This window comes from Streptococcus sp. HMSC066E07, assembly GCF_001814695.1.
Classification (GTDB): domain Bacteria; phylum Bacillota; class Bacilli; order Lactobacillales; family Streptococcaceae; genus Streptococcus; species Streptococcus hominis.
In genome coordinates this window covers 32742-50573 of the sequence record NZ_KV817438.1, presented here as the reverse complement: position 1 = coordinate 50573, position 17832 = coordinate 32742, and the positions used below count along the sequence as shown (strand labels likewise).

The window sequence follows — 17832 nt, the reverse complement described above, 5'->3', positions numbered from 1 at the left end:
AGAGCTATCAAGCTCAACTGAGCCCAGAGAAACAGGAGCAGTACGAGCGCTTACTAGCCGACGAACGGTTCAAAGGCCGCCAAGCCATGATTCGAGAATTAAGAGCCTACTTAAAAGATTATAGTGATTAAGATAAGTCAGGACTTTCCCTTTTAAAAGGTTATAAATTTCGAATGATTTTCTTCGTGCATTTGGCATGAAAAAGCAGAAACCCTCTTGTAAAATGGAAGAAATTTTGATATGATAATAAATGTCGTGTAATCGGCAAATACTCATTTCAGATGAATTGTGAAGCCGTTGCCTACGGGTGGTTTTGCGAGTTGAAATCTGGGAGAGGAAAAAAACAAAAAAGGAGACATTACTCATGGCAGTAATTTCAATGAAACAACTTCTTGAGGCTGGCGTACACTTTGGTCACCAAACTCGTCGCTGGAACCCTAAGATGGCGAAGTATATTTTCACAGAACGTAACGGTATCCACGTTATTGACTTGCAACAAACTGTAAAATTTGCAGATCAAGCATACGACTTTATGCGTGATGCGGCTGCTAACGATGCAGTTATCTTGTTTGTTGGTACGAAAAAACAAGCTGCTGATGCTGTAAAAGAAGAAGCAGAACGTGCTGGTCAATACTACATCAACCACCGTTGGTTGGGTGGAACACTTACAAACTGGGAAACGATTCAAAAACGTGTTGCTCGTTTGAAAGAAATCAAACGTATGGAAGAAGACGGAATTTTTGATGTTCTTCCTAAAAAAGAAGTCGCTCTTCTTAACAAACAACGCGCTCGTCTTGAAAAATTCTTGGGTGGTATCGAAGAAATGCCACGTATTCCAGATGTGATGTATGTTGTGGATCCACATAAAGAACAAATTGCTGTTAAAGAAGCTAAGAAATTAGGTATTCCAGTTGTAGCGATGGTGGATACAAATACAGATCCAGATGACATTGATGTGATTATCCCAGCTAACGATGATGCTATTCGTGCTGTTAAGTTAATCACTGCGAAAATGGCTGATGCGATTATCGAAGGCCGTCAAGGAGAAGACAACGTTGAATCAGTAGAAGCAGAATTAGCTGCAGCTGATTCACAAGTAGATTCTATCGAAGAAATCGTTGAAGTTGTCGAAGGCTCAAACGAATAATCAAGTAACGAACCTATGGGGCGGGGCCTAGCCCTCCCCTTTTTATTAAATAAAATCGTAATATCTTAATTGGAGGATCAAAATGGCAGAAATTACAGCTAAGCTTGTAAAGGAATTGCGCGAAAAATCTGGTGCTGGTGTCATGGACGCTAAAAAAGCACTTGTAGAAGTAGATGGCGATATCGAAAAAGCAATTGAATTGCTTCGTGAAAAAGGTATGGCAAAAGCTGCTAAAAAAGCAGACCGTGTTGCTGCTGAAGGATTGACGGGTGTCTATGTAAACGGCAATGTTGCTGCTATCGTTGAAGTGAACTCAGAAACAGACTTTGTAGCCAAAAATGCTCAATTCGTTGAATTGGTAAACGAAACAGCTAAAGTTATCGCAGAAGGCAAACCAGCTAACAACGAAGAAGCTCTTGCTTTGACAATGTCTTCAGGAGAAACGCTTGAAGCTGCTTATGTTAGTGCAACTGCTACCATCGGAGAAAAAATCTCATTCCGTCGTTTTGCAGTTGTTGAAAAAGCAGATGATCAAGTATTTGGTGCTTACCAACACAATGGCGGACGTATCGGAGTAATCACTGTTATTTCAGGTAGTGACGAGGATCTTGCAAAACACGTGGCAATGCATGTTGCAGCTATGAAGCCTTCTGTTCTGTCATACAAAGAATTGAGCGAAGAATTTATCCATGATGAATTGGCTCAAATGAACCACAAAATTGATCAAGACAACGAAAGTCGTGCAATGGTTGGTAAACCAGCGCTTCCACACTATAAATTTGGTTCTAAACTTCAATTGACGGATGAAGTGATTGCACAAGCTGAAGAAGACATCAAAGCTGGTCTTGCGACTGAAGGCAAGCCAGAAAAAATCTGGGACAAAATTATTCCTGGTAAAATGGATCGCTTTATGTTAGACAATACAAAAGTTGACCAAGCATACACATTGCTTGCGCAAGTTTACATCATGGACGACAGCAAGACTGTTGAAGCATTTCTTGAAAGCCAAGGTGTGACAATTGCAAGCTTTACTCGTTTTGAAGTGGGTGACGGTATTGAAAAAGCTGCCAACGATTTTGAATCAGAAGTAGCTGCTACGATGGCTGCTGCTCTTGGTCAAAACTAAGGCAATCAATAGCTAGCGTTTAAATCATAAATAAAAAGGTTAGAGAGCTGATATAACTCTCTAGCCTTTTCTAGTAGTGTCTGCTTTTATTTTACAATTTTTTTCGTGAATCCCTTGTGAGAAATCACAGAGTTTACAAATATTAAAACGATTAAAGAAATTAGTAGATAGGTAATTTCGGAATAGGTAAAAGCGATTCGGTATGTTTGTGTAAAGAGAATAGCACAGACACTTACAGCAATGATGACTAAATCAATTGTCCATTTTGTTCTAGGGTTTATTGAAGACGGTTCAAATAAAAATGGAGCAAATAAGCAGATGACTAACGGGACGACTTGGACATCCACATAATCAGCAGAAATAACTGTAAAAAAGAATAAAGTTGAAACCAACCAAACCAGTGCATGACGTGTATATTTGAACCAATCCATTTTCATTCATTTGGCCTCCTTTTATTATTATCGTCAAATTTTCATCTATATTATAACGCTTTAAAATTATAAGGCAAGCGTTTACACTCGAATTATTCCTATTCTATAAGCTTTTTCACTTGATTGAATAATCAGACTTTTCAGTTTTTCATTTGGGTCTTTTTCTTTCAAAAATAAGAGATTTTCGGTATAATATTAGTCAAAGATAGTCAATGTCAGTTGCTCATTTATGGAGCAAAAGAAAGAACTGGAAGAAAGGGTTGTCATGAGCCATAAGAATACGTCAGACAGTATTGAGGAATATATCAAAGCAATTTTAGCTCAAGCTGGGATTGCAGAGTTGAAGCGCAGTGAAATTGCGGATGTTTTTCAGGTTGTTCCGAGTCAGATAAATTATGTCATCAAGACACGTTTTACGGAAAGTCGTGGCTATGTTGTTGAAAGCAAGCGTGGTGGAGGCGGCTACATTCGGATTGGTCGGATTGAATTCTCTAATCATCATGAGCTGCTTTGTGATTTGCTGCATAGAGTTGGTGAACAGATCAGTCAGCAGGTTTTTACAGATATTATTCAGCTACTATTTGATGAAAAAATCATGACGGAAAGAGAAGGTAACCTTCTTTTAGCGACGGCAACTGATAGAGTATTGGGAACAGATGCTGCACGAATTCGTGCGCGAATGTTAAAGAAGATTTTACAACAAGTTGATAGAAAAGGGAAAAACTAATATATGAAATATTCAAAAGCTTTGACAGAAAGTATTGAGTCGGCGCAGCTGCTAGCAAGCCATTTTGAAACAGATTATTTGGAGTCTTGGCATTTGTTGATTGCCATGGCGAACAATCCTTATAGTGTTGCGGGTTCTGTTTTAAATGATTATCCGCTTGAAATTGATGATTTTGAGAAAGCAGCCTTTCATATCACAGGAAAGATTTATCAACAAGAGGGAAGCTTTACCATTTGGCCATTTTCTCATCGTATGAAAGTGTTGTTTTTGACAGCTGAGCGAATTGCGGAGGCTGTGCATGCTAAGAATCTTGGGACAGAGCATGTGTTGTTAGCTATGCTGTTTGACAGAGGAAGTTTGGCGGCACGTCTCCTTGAATTTACAGGCTTTAGCTATGAGGATAAAGAAGGCGTTTTGCGCATGACCGATCTTCGGAAAAACTTAGAGCATAAGGCAAGCTGGAATAAAGAGGATTTAAAGGCGATTCGTCACCTAAATAAAAATGCTGCAGCAACAAGACAAACGATGGCTAATATGATGGGAATGCCTCCTGCAACCAGTGGCGGACTAGAAGATTATACTCGTGATTTAACCGAAATGGCTCATACGGGTCTTTTAGAACCGGTCATTGGGCGGGATAAAGAGATTTCTCGCATGCTTCAGATTTTAAGTCGCAAGACGAAAAATAATCCAGTGTTGGTAGGAGATGCAGGAGTTGGGAAGACAGCATTAGCCCTTGGTTTGGCGCAACGTGTGGCAGCTGGTCAAGTTCCAAATGAGCTTGCAAAGATGAGAGTTTTAGAGCTAGATTTAATGAATGTGGTGGCTGGAACTCGTTTTCGTGGTGATTTTGAGGAACGGATGAACAATATTATCAATGATATTGAAGCAGATGGACATGTCATTCTTTTCATTGATGAGCTTCATACTATTATGGGGTCGGGTAGCGGGATTGACTCGACATTAGATGCAGCGAACATTCTCAAGCCAGCTTTGGCTAGAGGGACGCTCAGAATGGTCGGCGCAACAACACAAGAAGAGTACCAGAAATATATTGAAAAGGACGCAGCTCTTTCACGGCGATTTGCCAAAATTACTATTGAAGAGCCGACGGTAGCCGATAGTATTGCGATTTTACAGGGGCTCAAGAAAAGTTATGAAGAACACCACAAAGTGGTGATTACAGATTCAGCGATTGAGACAGCTGTTAAGTATGCTCATCGTTATCTAACAAATAAACATCTACCTGACTCGGCGATCGATTTGCTAGATGAAGCTGCCGCAACGGTACAAAATAAAGGTCCGCAAAATCATGTAAAAACAGAATTGAGTGCAGCAGACGAGGCTTTAATGGCAGGCGATTGGAAAAAGGTTGGCACTTTGTTGGAGAAAGAAAGTCAGCCAATTGTCTACAAACTAAAGGTTAAAGATGAGGATATTTTGGCAACACTCAGCGGTTTATCGGGAATTCCTGTGCAAAAGTTGACGCAAACAGATGCGAAGAAATACCTCAATTTAGAAAAGGAACTGCACAAGCGGGTCATTGGGCAAAATGAAGCAATTTCTGCTATTAGTCGAGCGATTCGGCGCAATCAATCCGGTATCCGCACTAGCAAGCGTCCAATTGGCTCCTTTATGTTCTTAGGGCCAACCGGGGTCGGAAAAACTGAGCTAGCTAAGGCTTTGGCAGAAGTTCTCTTTGATGACGAAACAGCACTGATTCGTTTTGATATGAGTGAATACATGGAAAAATTTGCTGCCAGTCGCCTCAATGGAGCGCCTCCAGGTTATGTTGGTTATGAAGAAGGGGGCGAATTAACTGAAAAAGTTCGCAATCGTCCGTACTCTGTACTCCTCTTTGATGAGGTAGAAAAAGCACATCCTGATATTTTCAATGTGCTTCTCCAAGTCTTAGATGACGGGGTGCTGACAGACAGCAAGGGGCGTAAGGTGGATTTTTCCAATACCATTATCATTATGACCAGCAATCTTGGTGCGACAAGTTTGCGGGACGACAAGACGGTTGGTTTTGGAGCACGTGATGTTCACTTTGATCATGAAAGCATGGAAAAACGGATGATGGAAGAGCTTAAGAAAAGTTATCGTCCAGAATTTATTAACCGAATTGATGAAAAGGTTGTTTTTCACAGTTTGACTAGCGAAGACATGCAAGAAGTGGTAAAAATCATGGTGAAACCACTCATTGTCAGTCTCGCTGAAAAAGGAATTAAACTCAAATTCCAGCCGAGTGCTTTGAAACTTCTGGCTCAAGAGGGTTATGACCCTGAAATGGGAGCTCGTCCACTGCGCAGAACTCTACAAACTCAGGTAGAAGATCATTTATCCGAATTACTTTTAGCTGGTGAGTTACAGATGGGACAAAGTTTGAAAGTCGGTGTCAAAGCTGGACAGCTGGAGTTTGAAGTGCTATGAGTTTTTCCTTGAAACGTTCAGGGATAGATAAGGACTTAAAAGATGAACATTCGTGAAATGGCAGAAACGGATTATGATCAGGTTTATCAATTGTGGTTATCATGTGCAGGCATGGGATTGAATGATTTAGATGATTCAAAAGAGGGAATTGCTCGGTTTTTGCAGAGAAATCCTCAAACTTGTCTGGTGGCAGTAGAAAATCAAACGATTATCGGAGCGATTTTAGTTGGTTCGGACGGACGAAGAGCCTATATCTACCATACAGCTGTTCATCCGAACTATCGCAGGAGAGGGATTGCAAGACAGCTGGTTGAAACGGTTTTAACCGTCCTAGATGATTTGAAAATTCATAAGGTTGCCTTGGTTGTCTTTAAAAGGAATGCAGAAGGAAACAAGTTTTGGGAGAAATTAGGATTCTCTGTTCGAGAAGATCTCATTTACCGCAATCAAGCAAGGACTGAAATGGTTCGGCTGGATACCTAGTAGAAATGACTAATAAAAAACATCAACCATTTAGGAATAATTTCCCAGATGATTGGTGTTTTTTTAATGTTTAAACTTGTAGTAATTCTTCAATTTCTGCAAGACTGTTGGCTTGGGAAATAGCGCTGCGGAGTTTGGCAGCACCAGCTGTTCCGCGGAGGTAATGAGGTGCTAAGCCACGAAATTCTCTAATGGCGATATGCTCTCCTTTAAGGTCAATCAAGCGCTTCAAATGATCGTAAGCAATGTGCATTTTATCCTCAAAGCTGAGGTCGGGCAAGATTTCTCCCGTTTCAAAATAGTGATTGATTTGATGAAAGAGGTAAGGATTGCCCATGGCAGCGCGTCCAATCATGACTGCGTCAGCACCGACTTCTTCTATACGCTGTTGAGCATCTTGGACAGTACGAATATCGCCATTGGCAATAAAAGGAATCTTGGTTAAGGCTTGCGCAACATTGTGGAGGGTTTCAAGATCAGCGTGACCAGTATACATCTGCTCGCGTGTACGTCCATGCATAGCCAGCGCTGCCGCACCAGCAGCTTCAGCTGCAAGAGCATTTTCCACAGCTAGTGAGGCATCTGCCCAACCAGTACGCATTTTCACGGTTAACGGAATATCTAGAACAGAACGAACTTTATTGATAATAGAATAGATTTTTTCTGGATCTTTGAGCCATTTTGCCCCAGCTTCGTTTTTAACAATTTTATTGACGGGACAGCCCATATTGATGTCCACAATATCTGTTTGGGTATTTTCTTGGATAAATTCGGCTGCGCGCGCCAAACTATCTTCGTCACTGCCAAACAACTGAATGGAAACGGGATGTTCTCCTTCATCAATATGCAGCATGTGAAGTGTCTTTTCGTTGTTGTACTGAATGCCCTTGTCTGAGACCATTTCCATGACGACAAGACCTGCACCCAGCTCTTTTGCAATCGTCCGAAAAGCTGAATTGGTGACGCCTGCCATAGGAGCGAGAACTGTTCGATTGGGAATTTTTACATCGCCAATCAGAAAAGGGGTATTAAGATTTGTCACGAATGAGTTCCTCCAAGTCTTTCTCGTCAAAATGATACGTGCTTTGGCAGAATTGGCAAGTGATTTCAGCTCCGTGGTCTTCGTCTCGCATTTCTTCAAGGTCTGACTTAGGTAGGCTTGAGAGAGCATTTAGGAAGCGCTCTTTGCTGCAATCGCATTGGAAGCGAACTTCTTCTTCTGACAATCGTTTGTAAGGTTCGTTGCCGTAGATAGCTGAAAGCAGGGCTTCAATATGGTCTTCGGATTCCAAAAGTGTTGAAATAGCAGGCATTTCTTGGATTCGTTTTTCAAAGCGGGCGATTTCTTCTTCTTTGGCACCTGGAAGGACTTGCAAGAGGAAACCACCAGCAACCTTGACCTTGTCATTGGCATCTAGTAGAACATTTAACCCGACAGCTGACGGAGTTTGCTGGCTTTCTGTTAGATAGAATGCCAAATCTTCGCCAATCTCACCGGATACAAGTGGTGTCATAGAATGATAAGGATTTCCAGTTCCATAGTCTGTAATGACGAGGAACTCGCCGTTTCCAACAAATGGTCCGACCAGCACTTCGCCAGTCGCGGTTTTTTTAATGTCTACGCCGGGATTTTGCACATAGCCTTTGACCGTACCTTTTGTATCTGCGACGGTAATAATAGCACCGATAGAGCTTGTCCCTAGCACTTTGACGGTGATTTTTGTATCTCCTTTTTCATTTGCGACAAGGATTTGACTGGCAATGAGCGTACGGCCTAGTGCTACAGTTGAGCTGGCCTGAGTATGATGCTTTTCTTGAGCTGTCCGAACGGTTTCAGTACTGTCCAGTACATAAGCCCGGAAAGCACCGTTTTTTGAAATAGTTTTAATAATCTTGTCCATACCCTTTATTGTAACATAAAAAAAGAAAAGGGAGCGGGACAAAAATCGGTATTTCGTAAGAAATTGATTTTGTTGTCCCACCCCGCATAGTTGACGAGGCTGTTGTCATTCTTTGCATAGCAAGGAATAACAACCACCAAGCACCTATTTCGTTTCGGTGAAAAAATAGTATATTGTAAGAATTTAGGAAATTTTTGTCCTAAATTCTTGTTCCAGTCCATTAGTTTTCGTTTGTAGTTCGTTCATCCACTTCTTTTTGAGTTTCTTTTCCCTGATCTAGCAGAGCCTGGATAATCTTGTGGTCGCGTAGTTTAACAGAGTCGTTAATGGTTTCAGCGGATTGGATAACAGTCGCTTCAAGGAGAGCGCGTTTCTCCCGTCCTTTGTCAATGGCTTCGATAATACCTTGGTTTTGAGCGACTAAGCTTTCAGCCAACTTAGTAACAGATTCGACAGCAATTGTTGGATTTTGCGAGATTCTCTCCATTTGTGGAATGACTTCTTTGCTGGTTTCAGCCAGCATTTGAAGCGCTGCATTGTTGGCATTAGAAATGGCGTCCGCTACCTGACCAGATTTCATTGATTGTTGCAAAATACCTAGTTGAGCAATAGAGAGCTTCATGGTCGGAATGGTATTGCGACGGAGCATGCCGAGTTTTTGGCGCATATCAGAAGACACCTTCACGAGATTACGCATTTGCGGGGTAGTGGCCCAAGCAACATACAGACGGCTGATGTATTCTGTGTGCTGCTGTTCCAATGTATTGACAACTTCAGTCAAGCGGGCCAATTCTTGTGATTTGGTTTGGTAATCTAGAGTGGCGGTATCTAATTGTGCCACTTCATTTTGAAGAGTCAAGGCACGCGCACTGGCTTCTCTTTGACTGGCTTCAATAAAGGAAATGACACCGACTAGATTTTCAATGGATTTGGTATTGTCTTCAATCAACATCTCAGCAGAAACGATATTGCGTGCGAGTACATCTTCTTGCTTGACGACAGTAGCAGCCATTCCGTCCATTTTTTGCTCGATATTTTGTGAATCAAAATAGAACTCTTGCAAGGTATTCTTGCTTTGTTTAAAGAGTTTTTCTAAGAAATTTGGCTTTTTATCTAGTTCTGCAATTTGAGCATCCTTGTACTTAGCAACAAAACCATTTAACTCTTTATTAGTATTTTTTAGCAATTCATCGACTTGTGGGATTTGAAGTTTCTTTTGCTCGGCTAAAATACGGTTGACAGTGTTATTAACATCTTCGACCGCGGCTTGTCCAAAATCTAAAAGAGCATTCTGGTCAGAAATAAAGTTATCTACCAACTGTGGGGCTTTTGCCATGATAGCATTTTGTTGTTCAGGAGTTAATTTCTCCAAAAAAGTTAACTGCCCATTTGCTTGAGTTTTGGTTGATTCAATAATCTCGGTGGTTTTATCCGTTTTCGTAATGGCATTGTTAGCGATTTTGTCAATGTCGAAGTTAAATTCTTGGCTCATAAGGTCTCCTTTTGATGTTATAGTTCTGTGTTCGTTTCTTTTTTAGTTAAAATCCGCAAGCTGATGTCAAAATCTCGTAGATCAGCTTCGTTGAGCTGACGGAGTGTTTCGTCCAAGTCTAAATCAAACTGCTCAATAGCCGCTTTGGCGCTGGACAGTCGTTCTTCGGCATTGTAAAAATCTTTCGGGGAAGCCTTGATTTTTAGGTAGCCTTCCAAAATATCCTCATAATGCTCCATTTGAGATTGATGAATAGCGGTTAATTCTTCCTTGTTGTTGCTTTCTGATTGAGAAATTTTCTTGAGAATAGCTTCATGGTCGGTTTGGATATTGTGAATGGTTTCGAGCAATTCTGGTACTAATTCTTCAAGGATTGACTTTGTACTCTCAGCATTTTGCGTGCGGAGATTGTAAAGTTGAGCATGAATGTCTGCTGTTACGTCTTGCACTTTCCGTTGAATCCGCTGGTAAATCTCAGGTGAGATATGTTTTTTCAAAGTATCAGCCCGTCCTTGAATATAGCTTAATTGAGGCAAGAGCTGTTCAGCCAACTGTTGGTATTTTTCATAAGCCTTTTCTTCTAGATAAGCATCTAATTGTTTGATTCGACTATCTGCGGCACCGATTTCCTCTTTCAAATCTTCAATTTGTTGACTGGCGCTAGGTCCTGTGATTTTTTTCGGCTGATGGGTTGCATAGTAGTAAATTCCGTAGCTTACACCGACAGCAAAGAGGATCGGGATGAGGTACTGCATAATAATACCAACTGCGATAAAAATAAGCAATATACCAATCCATCTTCTAGAACGTACATTTCTATAATCTCTTCTGGACATAAATTATCTAATCCTGTTTCTTCTGAAATTTCTAAGTCTATTTTAGCATAAAAAAGCATCAAAGACGGAACTGAACGATATTTTTAATAAAAAGTTTGGCTGAAAATAATCATGGAATGATCAGATTTTTCAAAAATTTCTTGACTTAGAGTGAACTCCAAGGTATATAATAAAAGTGTAAATATTTTACCTTTTTGATGAATGTGGAACATCATCTTTTTAATAGAGAAAGGAGCAATAAAATGAAAGCAGCAGTTTTTGTAGAACCAGGAAAAATGGAGGTGAGAGAGGTTGCGCGTCCCGGTGCTGTTGTCGGACGCGTCGGTGTGCCACATACAGGAGACATCAATATCGGTGACTACTGGATGGTCAACTTGGCAATGGCTGGTGGACCAGCTTCTTGTACAACTTATGACAAAGAAATCTTGCTAAAAGCAGTTCTAGACGGTCAAATCAATCCTGGTAAAGTTTTCACTCAATCTTACAAATTGGAAAACATTGACCAAGCGTACAAAGATATGGCTGACAGAAAAACAATTAAAGCGATGATTGTGATGAATTAAGAATTCCGAAAGAGGTTGGTAGAATCCGACCTCTTTTATGGTTGTGAATGTTAGTCCAATAGTTCTCAAATACCTTCATTTTTGATAAAATAAAAGAAAAGCAGTTAAAAGGGGAGAAAATCATGTCTTTAACTAGTCAGATTGTTACAGCTGAATTTCCAGATTTAGAAAAAGTGGAACGACTCAACACGGAAGCTTTTCCTGAGGAAGAGCGTACACCGCTATCCGAGTTGCTACGCTATGGAGATGGGGAATATTCTCATTTTTTTGCCTTTTATGATGGCAATGAATTTGTCGGTTTTGCCTTTTCAGTTTACAATGAAAGAGCCTTTTATATCAGTTTTTTTGCGATTATGCCTCATTTGCGTAGTCATGGTTATGGCGGGAAGATTATTGATAAGTTGGTGGATTTTTATCAAAGAACCATGGTTTTAGAAGTAGAACGGCTGGATGAGCCTTGTGATAATCTAGAACAACGAAAAGCTCGAATGGATTTCTACAAGAGAAATGGTTTTCGCTCTTCGCACGCCTACTTAGAATACGACGGTTTAAGTTTTGAAATTCTTTATAAAGGACCGTTTTTTGATGAAAAAGCCTATCGGGACATTTTCAAAAAGATTCAAGAAGATGGTTATTTTGAATTTGAAATCAAGCATGGACATGGCAGGGACTGGGAATAAACTAAGAATCACTATCGAATATTTCTATTTTTCGTTGATCTACCTAAAAAACGAGCTGTTGTTTTCGGCTCGTTTTACAGTGTATCTAGTGTTTAATGGATTTCTGGGAAAAGTTTAGCCAATATTTTAGGTGTAATGCTTTGACCGGGACCTTCTGCACAATAAGTGTGCATATACATAGAAGGATTGAAATTGAGCTCAATGCAGGTACAGTTAGAATTGTTTTTGCTGGCTGGAAGTGTGCTATTCGGGATAATTAAATCCACGCCACAGACCCAAGCTCCCATAGCAGCTGCCATTTCTGCTGCTAGTTCCTTATAGGAGGTGTGCATGGTTTCAGTCACATCTACTGAGTCTCCACCAGTAGAAATATTAGAATTGCGACGGAGAAAGACTTGAACCCCTTGCGGTAGGACATCATCTGCTTTATAACCTTGCTGGGCTAGCATGAGTAGCTCAATCTCACCAAGCTCAATCATTTCCAGTGGAGAGCGATGGTCGCGCCCTCGTAGGGGATTGGTATTTTTAAAAGCTACCAGTTCTCGAATGGTGTGCCGACCGTCTCCTACAACATTGGCTGCTAAGCGCAGAAGCACCGCCTCACATTTGCCGTCTAGGACAAAGAAACGGTACTCGGTTCCTGCGATAAATTCTTCGACAAGGACAGAGCTGTCCTCTGAAAAGGCAATTTCCAATGCTTTTTGGTAACTGTCTCGATTGGCAGGTGCTTGAAAAATAGAAATTCCTAACCCGAAGTTGGTGGATTTGGGTTTGACAACAATCGGCATATTTTTGATAAGGGGATAGTAAGCTAGCCCTTCTTCCAGAGTGGAGAATTCAGCTCCAGCAGGAACGAGAAAACCAGCAGCAGATAAAATTTTCTTAGTCACCGTCTTATTTGCCATCGCAAGAGGCACGATATAGTTGTCCTTTGAGGTCATATTGCCATTTTTGACATACTCGATGTGATCTTTATGTTGAAGTTTTAAAAACTGGTCACTTTCGTCCAATATTTCGACCTGCAACCCTTTTTGAATCGCATCAAAGAGCAGCATCTGGGTAGAGAGCTCCATTTCCTCGTAGCCTTTCAGAGCGTATGGAGCAGTCCAGGCGTAGTGGTGATATTCTTTAGCTTTTTCCAAACCAAAGGCTTCTAAGGATTGGTTATAAATATCAGGCAAGAGCTGGGCAGAAAGGGTCAGACTGGGATTAGCAACTGCATCTTTCACATGATGAAGCAGGTCTTGATAATAGGAGCTTAATCCGAACTGGTGGATGACAGCTTGCATGGCTCTAAGGAGCAGATTACTATCAGCTTCAACAGGCAAAGGAGTCAGAGGGTGGCTAAGAGCGATTTTTTCATTTAGATCATGAGCTTGCTCTAGGATTTCATCAGGGTCTGCTATATCATCTAGCCAGAGCAAGGCAAGCAAAAAGAGATGAACCGTGTCCATAGTTTCTTGGCTGATTCCCAGCACCTCAAAAGGATTGAGGTCAAAGCAGCGGAATTCTAAATAGGTGATTCCTTTTTCTAAGTAAAGTCGATTTTCTTTTTGCCCACGGAAACGAACAGGCATGTAGCATTCTTTCTCGGCAATTAAATCGCCTTGTGCTACGTATTTCTCTATATCGCTTACATAAGACTCTAGTGAAGCATAGGAAATGTGAATCTTTTTATCGTTTACATATCCCAAATCACTGTTGCGGATAGAGCGTACAGGCTGAGAAATCTTTCTCGTCAAAAACCCTTCTTCAGCAATTGGTGCTGCTCCGTATAAATAAGTCAGAAACCAGCGAAAACGTAAAAAGTTTCGAGCCAATTTGAGATAGAGGTCATTTTTAAAAAGCCGACTATTTTGGTAATCACTGACCTTGAAAAGGGCTTGAATCAAGTCTGGTCCTAATTCCATGTTGTAGTGAATGCCTGAGATAGCTTGTAGCGTTTTTCCATATTTTTTTGCTAAACTTTCTCGATAATGCCGTTCAAAGTCATTTTCTAAATGAGCGATTTGAATTTCTGCTGGCGATAATTTTGGGGGCATAGAGAGTGGCCAAATCACTTCGTTTTTAGGAATGGTTCGTCCAGCCACATCAGTAATTGCAGCAAGAAAACGCCTTGCTTCTTTTGTAGAAGGAGCAATTGGAGTGATGAGTTCTAACTGCTGCTCGCTAAAATCTGTCTGAATCGTTGGATGAAAATTGCGACTGCCAAATGCTTTTGGATGAGAAGTTTGTGCTAATTTCCCGTTTTGATTGACGCGCAAGCCCTCCCTTTCCAACCCGAAAGTAGCTTGTAAAATAGGTGCATCTGCTGCTAATTTTTCGAATAAGTGATTGATGTTCATGGGAAATACCTGTTTGTTTTCTAATACTTTTAGTCTATTATAAAAATGCTCAGAAAACAAGTTTCTACTACGTTTTCCGAACCTTTTTTAAAAGAAAACGATTCTATTTTAGATAGGATAAGAATTTTCCAAAAGAGGGGGTCTCAAACTTCGTCATTTGCAAACAACTGCGATAGTCTTATCTTGAAAAAAGAAGGAATTTTTCTTATAATAGAGTGTAAGACATAATTGCAGGTGAAACTCCTGCCATGTAGACAAGAAAGGATGAGCGCTTAGCTCAGACAAGATTATGACATCAGTTGTAGTTGTAGGAACCCAGTGGGGAGATGAAGGAAAAGGAAAGATTACAGATTTCCTTTCAGCTAATGCCGAAGTGATTGCCCGTTATCAAGGCGGAGACAATGCCGGTCACACCATTGTAATTGACGGTAAAAAGTATAAATTGCACTTGATTCCATCCGGTATTTTCTTCCCAGAGAAAATCTCTGTTATCGGAAACGGAATGGTAGTCAATCCCAAGTCTCTTGTAAAGGAATTGGCTTATTTGCACGAGGAGGGTGTCACAACAGATAATCTGCGCATTTCAGATCGTGCACATGTGATTCTTCCTTATCATATCGAGTTGGACCGTCTGCAAGAAGAAGCTAAAGGCGATCACAAAATCGGAACGACTATCAAGGGGATTGGTCCAGCTTATATGGACAAAGCAGCTCGCGTGGGAATCCGCATTGCGGATTTGTTGGATAAAGATATTTTCAGAGAACGTTTGGAGCGCAACTTAGCTGAAAAAAATCGTCTCTTTGAAAAACTCTACGACAGCACAGCTATCCAATTTGACGATATTTTTGAAGAATACTACGCTTATGGTCAACAGATTAAACAATACGTGACAGATACGTCGGTTATCTTGAACGACGCTCTTGATCAAGGTAAACGTGTCCTTTTTGAAGGAGCGCAGGGAGTGATGCTAGATATTGACCAGGGCACTTATCCATTTGTTACCTCTTCCAATCCTGTTGCAGGTGGTGTGACGATTGGTTCCGGTGTGGGTCCAAGCAAAATTGACAAGGTTGTTGGGGTTTGCAAAGCCTATACCAGTCGTGTTGGTGACGGACCATTTCCTACAGAACTGTTTGATGAAGTAGGCAACCGCATTCGTGAAGTCGGACATGAATATGGAACGACCACAGGGCGTCCTCGTCGTGTTGGTTGGTTTGATTCGGTTGTTATGCGTCACAGTCGCCGTGTGTCTGGGATTACCAACCTTTCTCTCAATTCAATTGACGTTTTGACGGGACTGGATATAGTTAAAATCTGTGTAGCTTACGACCTAGACGGTGAACGTATTGACCATTACCCAGCTAGTTTAGAGCAACTCAAACGCTGCAAACCAATCTATGAAGAATTACCAGGCTGGTCAGAGGACATTACAGGCGTTCGTAGTTTAGAAGAGTTGCCAGAAAACGCCCGCAACTACGTCCGCCGTGTGAGTGAACTTGTTGGTGTTCGCATTTCCACTTTCTCTGTTGGACCAGGTCGTGAACAAACTAATATTTTAGAAAGCGTTTGGTCAAGTTTGTAATAGAAATTATAGTCGGAAGCGAGTTCAAGCTCGCTTTTTATGCGTAAAAAACAAAGAATTTAAAAAATTTTAAATAATACATCTCTTCTTAAGTTAATTTTAAGCTAGCGGGTTTATACTAACATCATCAGATGAAGACCTCCTAACTTTATTTGATAGAAATCCTAAACTTTTTCATAATAATCTCCTGAAAGTCACTGTAAAGTGGCTTTTTTTCTTTCTCTTTGTCTTATGATATAATGGAAAGCAGAGTGAAAATGAACTGAAGAAGAGATGAGAAGATGGAATATACTCGCGAAGAAAAAGAAGAATTCATGCTAGAAGCCTTGAAAGAAGCAGAGATTGCGCTTGCTAATGATGAAATTCCGATTGGTTGTGTTATTGTCAAGGACGGGAAGATTATCGGTCGTGGGCACAATGCGCGTGAGGAATTGCAGCGAGCGGTCATGCATGCTGAGGTGATGGCGATTGAAGAAGCCAACGCTTATGAAAAAAGCTGGCGCTTGTTAGACACGACTCTTTTTGTCACCATTGAGCCTTGTGTCATGTGTAGCGGTGCTATTGGTCTAGCTCGCATTCCGCAGGTTATTTACGGAGCAAAAAATCAAAAATTTGGTGCTGCCGGTAGCCTCTATGATATTCTAACAGATGAGCGACTTAATCACCGAGTTGAGCTTGAAAATGGGATTTTGGAAGCAGAATGTGCTCAGATGATGCAAGATTTTTTTAGAAAGAGGAGACAAAAATGAAGCGTTTTGTTAAGAAGGCTATGCTCTTATCCAGATAGTAGCAGAGTTAATGTTATTATTGGTAGATTAGCAATTTTTCGCTCTGAATATCTATTCTTTTTTGAGAAAAAGAAAATCGTGATTGGCACAAAAACAAATTTATGGTATAATACTTATCGGAGCAACAATTCTGCGTGAAGCGGGTCAGGGGAGGAATCCAGCAGCCCTAAGCGAGTGTGAATTGTGTGCTCTTTTTATAGTATGAAGAATAGGAACAATTGCTAAAGTGTGTGTTGAAAGAATTTTTCAAAAGACAACATTCAGTGATGAATCAATATCATTTTTCAGTAAAGGAAAGATATATGTATTACATGGGTGAAATTTTTAGAGAACTGCGAACAGGTCGGCACATCTCTCTTAAAGCCGCAACAGGAGAAGAATTTTCCTATTCCATGCTTAGTAAATTTGAAAATGGAGATTCAGATATTTCGGCTTCAAAACTGTTAATTGGTCTAGAGAATATCAGAACAGAACTAGAAGAATTTGTCTATTTGGTACGTGGCTTCCAGCCCACTTCCTATACTTTGTTAAAAAATAAACTGTGGCAAGCTCAAGAAAAGAAAGATATGAATACATTGTGGGAAATGTACCACAATGAAATGAATCAATATCAGTCTGAACAGGAAGAAAAGTATATCCTAAATGCGATTGTTATCAAAGGTCACATGTTTTTCTTGGATGAAACCATTCAAGCAACAGAGATTGAGTTGAATTTTTTATATGATTATTTATTTTCTGTTGAAATCTGGGGAGAGTATGAATTACACTTGTTTTCAGATATTGCCGCCTTGCTCCCTCTTGATCTTTACTTTCGATATGCTCGAGAAATGCTTCAAAAGATTGATTTTTTAGGAGATTTACAGAAAAACAAAAACTATATTTACACGATTCTTTTAAATGGTTTGTTTAAATCCATTGCAGAAAAAGGTTTAACAAAAGCTGCTTATTTTGATAAAAAAATCAAAGAAAAATTTTTTGATGAAAATGATGCATACCTGAGAATTGTCTATTTATTTGCAGATGGACAGCATGATTATATTTTGGGAAAGAGAGATGGAGGTCTTATAAAAATGAAAAATGCTATATCAACTCTTGAAATCATAGGTTGCAAGCAGAGTGCTGATTATTACTCCAAAAATATGTCTGATTGGTTAAAAGAATGTGAATAAATGACAATCGGAACTTTTTTGCAAAAAAATTTAAAGTGAGGAAATGAGTCTATGGAATAAAAAATAGACTGCTTTCCTTATTTTTTTTTGCTCAAAAACGGAGTTGAATATATGACAATTTTGTTTTGG

General features: G+C 40.3%; 15 protein-coding genes, 1 other RNA gene and 2 pseudogenes. 12 read left to right on the top strand and 6 right to left on the bottom strand.

Going from position 1 to position 17832, the window contains the following annotated elements; translation table 11 throughout:
• From HMPREF2984_RS09870 to tsf, 3 genes and pseudogenes are all read left to right on the top strand, one after another.
• Window positions 1-131 (top strand): annotated as a pseudogene (locus HMPREF2984_RS09870) (sigma-70 family RNA polymerase sigma factor); the annotation flags it as partial.
• Between the two features lie 233 nt (window positions 132-364).
• On the top strand, window positions 365-1147 hold the full coding sequence (rpsB, locus tag HMPREF2984_RS04905; protein WP_070670632.1) for a 30S ribosomal protein S2: 783 nt from the start codon (window positions 365-367) through the stop codon (window positions 1145-1147).
• An 82-nt stretch (window positions 1148-1229) separates the two neighbouring features.
• Window positions 1230-2273 (top strand): translation elongation factor Ts, encoded by a 1044-nt coding sequence (tsf, locus tag HMPREF2984_RS04900; RefSeq protein WP_070670631.1) that lies wholly within the window; start codon window positions 1230-1232, stop codon window positions 2271-2273.
• An 86-nt stretch (window positions 2274-2359) separates the two neighbouring features.
• Here tsf and HMPREF2984_RS04895 read toward each other — a convergent pair whose 3' ends face one another.
• On the bottom strand, window positions 2360-2710 hold the full coding sequence (locus tag HMPREF2984_RS04895) for a hypothetical protein (protein ID WP_070670629.1): 351 nt from the start codon (window positions 2708-2710) through the stop codon (window positions 2360-2362).
• Between the two features lie 259 nt (window positions 2711-2969).
• Between HMPREF2984_RS04895 and HMPREF2984_RS04890 the strand changes: the two genes are divergently transcribed.
• From HMPREF2984_RS04890 to HMPREF2984_RS04880, 3 genes are read left to right on the top strand one after another with little or no spacing between them, the layout of a single operon-like run.
• Window positions 2970-3431, top strand: a complete 462-nt coding sequence (locus HMPREF2984_RS04890; protein WP_037567136.1) for a CtsR family transcriptional regulator — start codon at window positions 2970-2972, stop codon at window positions 3429-3431.
• A 3-nt stretch (window positions 3432-3434) separates the two neighbouring features.
• Window positions 3435-5864, top strand: coding sequence for an ATP-dependent Clp protease ATP-binding subunit (locus tag HMPREF2984_RS04885; protein ID WP_070670627.1), 2430 nt, complete (start codon window positions 3435-3437; stop codon window positions 5862-5864).
• Between the two features lie 42 nt (window positions 5865-5906).
• The gene (locus HMPREF2984_RS04880; RefSeq protein ID WP_021002163.1) at window positions 5907-6347 is read left to right on the top strand and encodes a GNAT family N-acetyltransferase; all 441 of its coding nucleotides are present in this window, start codon (window positions 5907-5909) and stop codon (window positions 6345-6347) included.
• 70 nt (window positions 6348-6417) lie between these two features.
• Here the strand turns inward: HMPREF2984_RS04880 and dusB are convergent, their stop codons facing one another.
• The 4 genes from dusB to HMPREF2984_RS04860 all read right to left on the bottom strand — a co-directional run bounded on the left by dusB (window position 6418) and on the right by HMPREF2984_RS04860 (window position 10576).
• Window positions 6418-7389: a tRNA dihydrouridine synthase DusB gene (dusB, locus tag HMPREF2984_RS04875; protein ID WP_049533052.1), complete on the bottom strand. Its 972-nt coding sequence runs from the start codon at window positions 7387-7389 to the stop codon at window positions 6418-6420.
• Window positions 7376-8248 (bottom strand): Hsp33 family molecular chaperone HslO, encoded by an 873-nt coding sequence (gene hslO / locus HMPREF2984_RS04870; protein WP_003041832.1) that lies wholly within the window; start codon window positions 8246-8248, stop codon window positions 7376-7378. Before hslO ends, dusB begins: the two co-directional genes overlap by 14 nt.
• A 220-nt stretch (window positions 8249-8468) precedes the next feature.
• Window positions 8469-9740, bottom strand: coding sequence for a toxic anion resistance protein (locus HMPREF2984_RS04865; protein WP_049533051.1), 1272 nt, complete (start codon window positions 9738-9740; stop codon window positions 8469-8471).
• Window positions 9741-9757: 17 nt separating this feature from the next.
• Entirely contained in the window at window positions 9758-10576 is an 819-nt protein-coding gene (locus tag HMPREF2984_RS04860) for a coiled-coil domain-containing protein (protein ID WP_003041789.1), read from the bottom strand.
• Window positions 10577-10863: 287 nt separating this feature from the next.
• Between HMPREF2984_RS04860 and HMPREF2984_RS04855 the strand changes: the two are divergent.
• Both HMPREF2984_RS04855 and HMPREF2984_RS04850 read left to right on the top strand, forming a co-directional pair.
• A pseudogene (locus HMPREF2984_RS04855) lies at window positions 10864-11139 on the top strand (alcohol dehydrogenase); the annotation flags it as partial.
• Between the two features lie 122 nt (window positions 11140-11261).
• Complete coding sequence (locus HMPREF2984_RS04850) at window positions 11262-11819, top strand: GNAT family N-acetyltransferase (RefSeq protein ID WP_049533049.1); 558 nt, start codon at window positions 11262-11264, stop codon at window positions 11817-11819.
• Window positions 11820-11911: 92 nt separating this feature from the next.
• Here HMPREF2984_RS04850 and gshAB read toward each other — a convergent pair whose 3' ends face one another.
• A complete protein-coding gene (gene gshAB / locus HMPREF2984_RS04845; RefSeq protein WP_049533048.1) occupies window positions 11912-14164 on the bottom strand; it encodes a bifunctional glutamate--cysteine ligase GshA/glutathione synthetase GshB in 2253 nt (750 codons plus the stop codon).
• 289 nt (window positions 14165-14453) lie between these two features.
• Between gshAB and HMPREF2984_RS04840 the strand changes: the two genes are divergently transcribed.
• The 4 genes from HMPREF2984_RS04840 to HMPREF2984_RS04825 all read left to right on the top strand — a co-directional run bounded on the left by HMPREF2984_RS04840 (window position 14454) and on the right by HMPREF2984_RS04825 (window position 17703).
• Window positions 14454-15746, top strand: coding sequence for an adenylosuccinate synthase (locus HMPREF2984_RS04840; protein WP_049533047.1), 1293 nt, complete (start codon window positions 14454-14456; stop codon window positions 15744-15746).
• 281 nt (window positions 15747-16027) lie between these two features.
• Entirely contained in the window at window positions 16028-16495 is a 468-nt protein-coding gene (gene tadA, locus HMPREF2984_RS04835) for a tRNA adenosine(34) deaminase TadA (RefSeq protein ID WP_003041797.1), read from the top strand.
• Window positions 16496-16645: 150 nt separating this feature from the next.
• Window positions 16646-16737, top strand: an RNA gene (gene ffs / locus HMPREF2984_RS04830) — signal recognition particle sRNA small type.
• A 99-nt stretch (window positions 16738-16836) separates the two neighbouring features.
• Complete coding sequence (locus tag HMPREF2984_RS04825; RefSeq protein WP_049533046.1) at window positions 16837-17703, top strand: Rgg/GadR/MutR family transcriptional regulator; 867 nt, start codon at window positions 16837-16839, stop codon at window positions 17701-17703.
• Window positions 17704-17832: the final 129 nt, after the last annotated feature.

Coding starts and splice junctions, on each gene's coding strand:
- rpsB (WP_070670632.1), top strand. CDS start 365: ATGGCAGTAATTTCAATGAAACAACTTCTTGAGGCTGGCGTACACTTT.
- tsf (WP_070670631.1), top strand. CDS start 1,230: ATGGCAGAAATTACAGCTAAGCTTGTAAAGGAATTGCGCGAAAAATCT.
- HMPREF2984_RS04895 (WP_070670629.1), bottom strand. CDS start 2,710: ATGAAAATGGATTGGTTCAAATATACACGTCATGCACTGGTTTGGTTG.
- HMPREF2984_RS04890 (WP_037567136.1), top strand. CDS start 2,970: ATGAGCCATAAGAATACGTCAGACAGTATTGAGGAATATATCAAAGCA.
- HMPREF2984_RS04885 (WP_070670627.1), top strand. CDS start 3,435: ATGAAATATTCAAAAGCTTTGACAGAAAGTATTGAGTCGGCGCAGCTG.
- HMPREF2984_RS04880 (WP_021002163.1), top strand. CDS start 5,907: ATGAACATTCGTGAAATGGCAGAAACGGATTATGATCAGGTTTATCAA.
- hslO (WP_003041832.1), bottom strand. CDS start 8,248: ATGGACAAGATTATTAAAACTATTTCAAAAAACGGTGCTTTCCGGGCT.
- HMPREF2984_RS04865 (WP_049533051.1), bottom strand. CDS start 9,740: ATGAGCCAAGAATTTAACTTCGACATTGACAAAATCGCTAACAATGCC.
- HMPREF2984_RS04860 (WP_003041789.1), bottom strand. CDS start 10,576: ATGTCCAGAAGAGATTATAGAAATGTACGTTCTAGAAGATGGATTGGT.
- HMPREF2984_RS04850 (WP_049533049.1), top strand. CDS start 11,262: ATGTCTTTAACTAGTCAGATTGTTACAGCTGAATTTCCAGATTTAGAA.
- gshAB (WP_049533048.1), bottom strand. CDS start 14,164: ATGAACATCAATCACTTATTCGAAAAATTAGCAGCAGATGCACCTATT.
- HMPREF2984_RS04840 (WP_049533047.1), top strand. CDS start 14,454: ATGACATCAGTTGTAGTTGTAGGAACCCAGTGGGGAGATGAAGGAAAA.
- tadA (WP_003041797.1), top strand. CDS start 16,028: ATGGAATATACTCGCGAAGAAAAAGAAGAATTCATGCTAGAAGCCTTG.
- HMPREF2984_RS04825 (WP_049533046.1), top strand. CDS start 16,837: ATGTATTACATGGGTGAAATTTTTAGAGAACTGCGAACAGGTCGGCAC.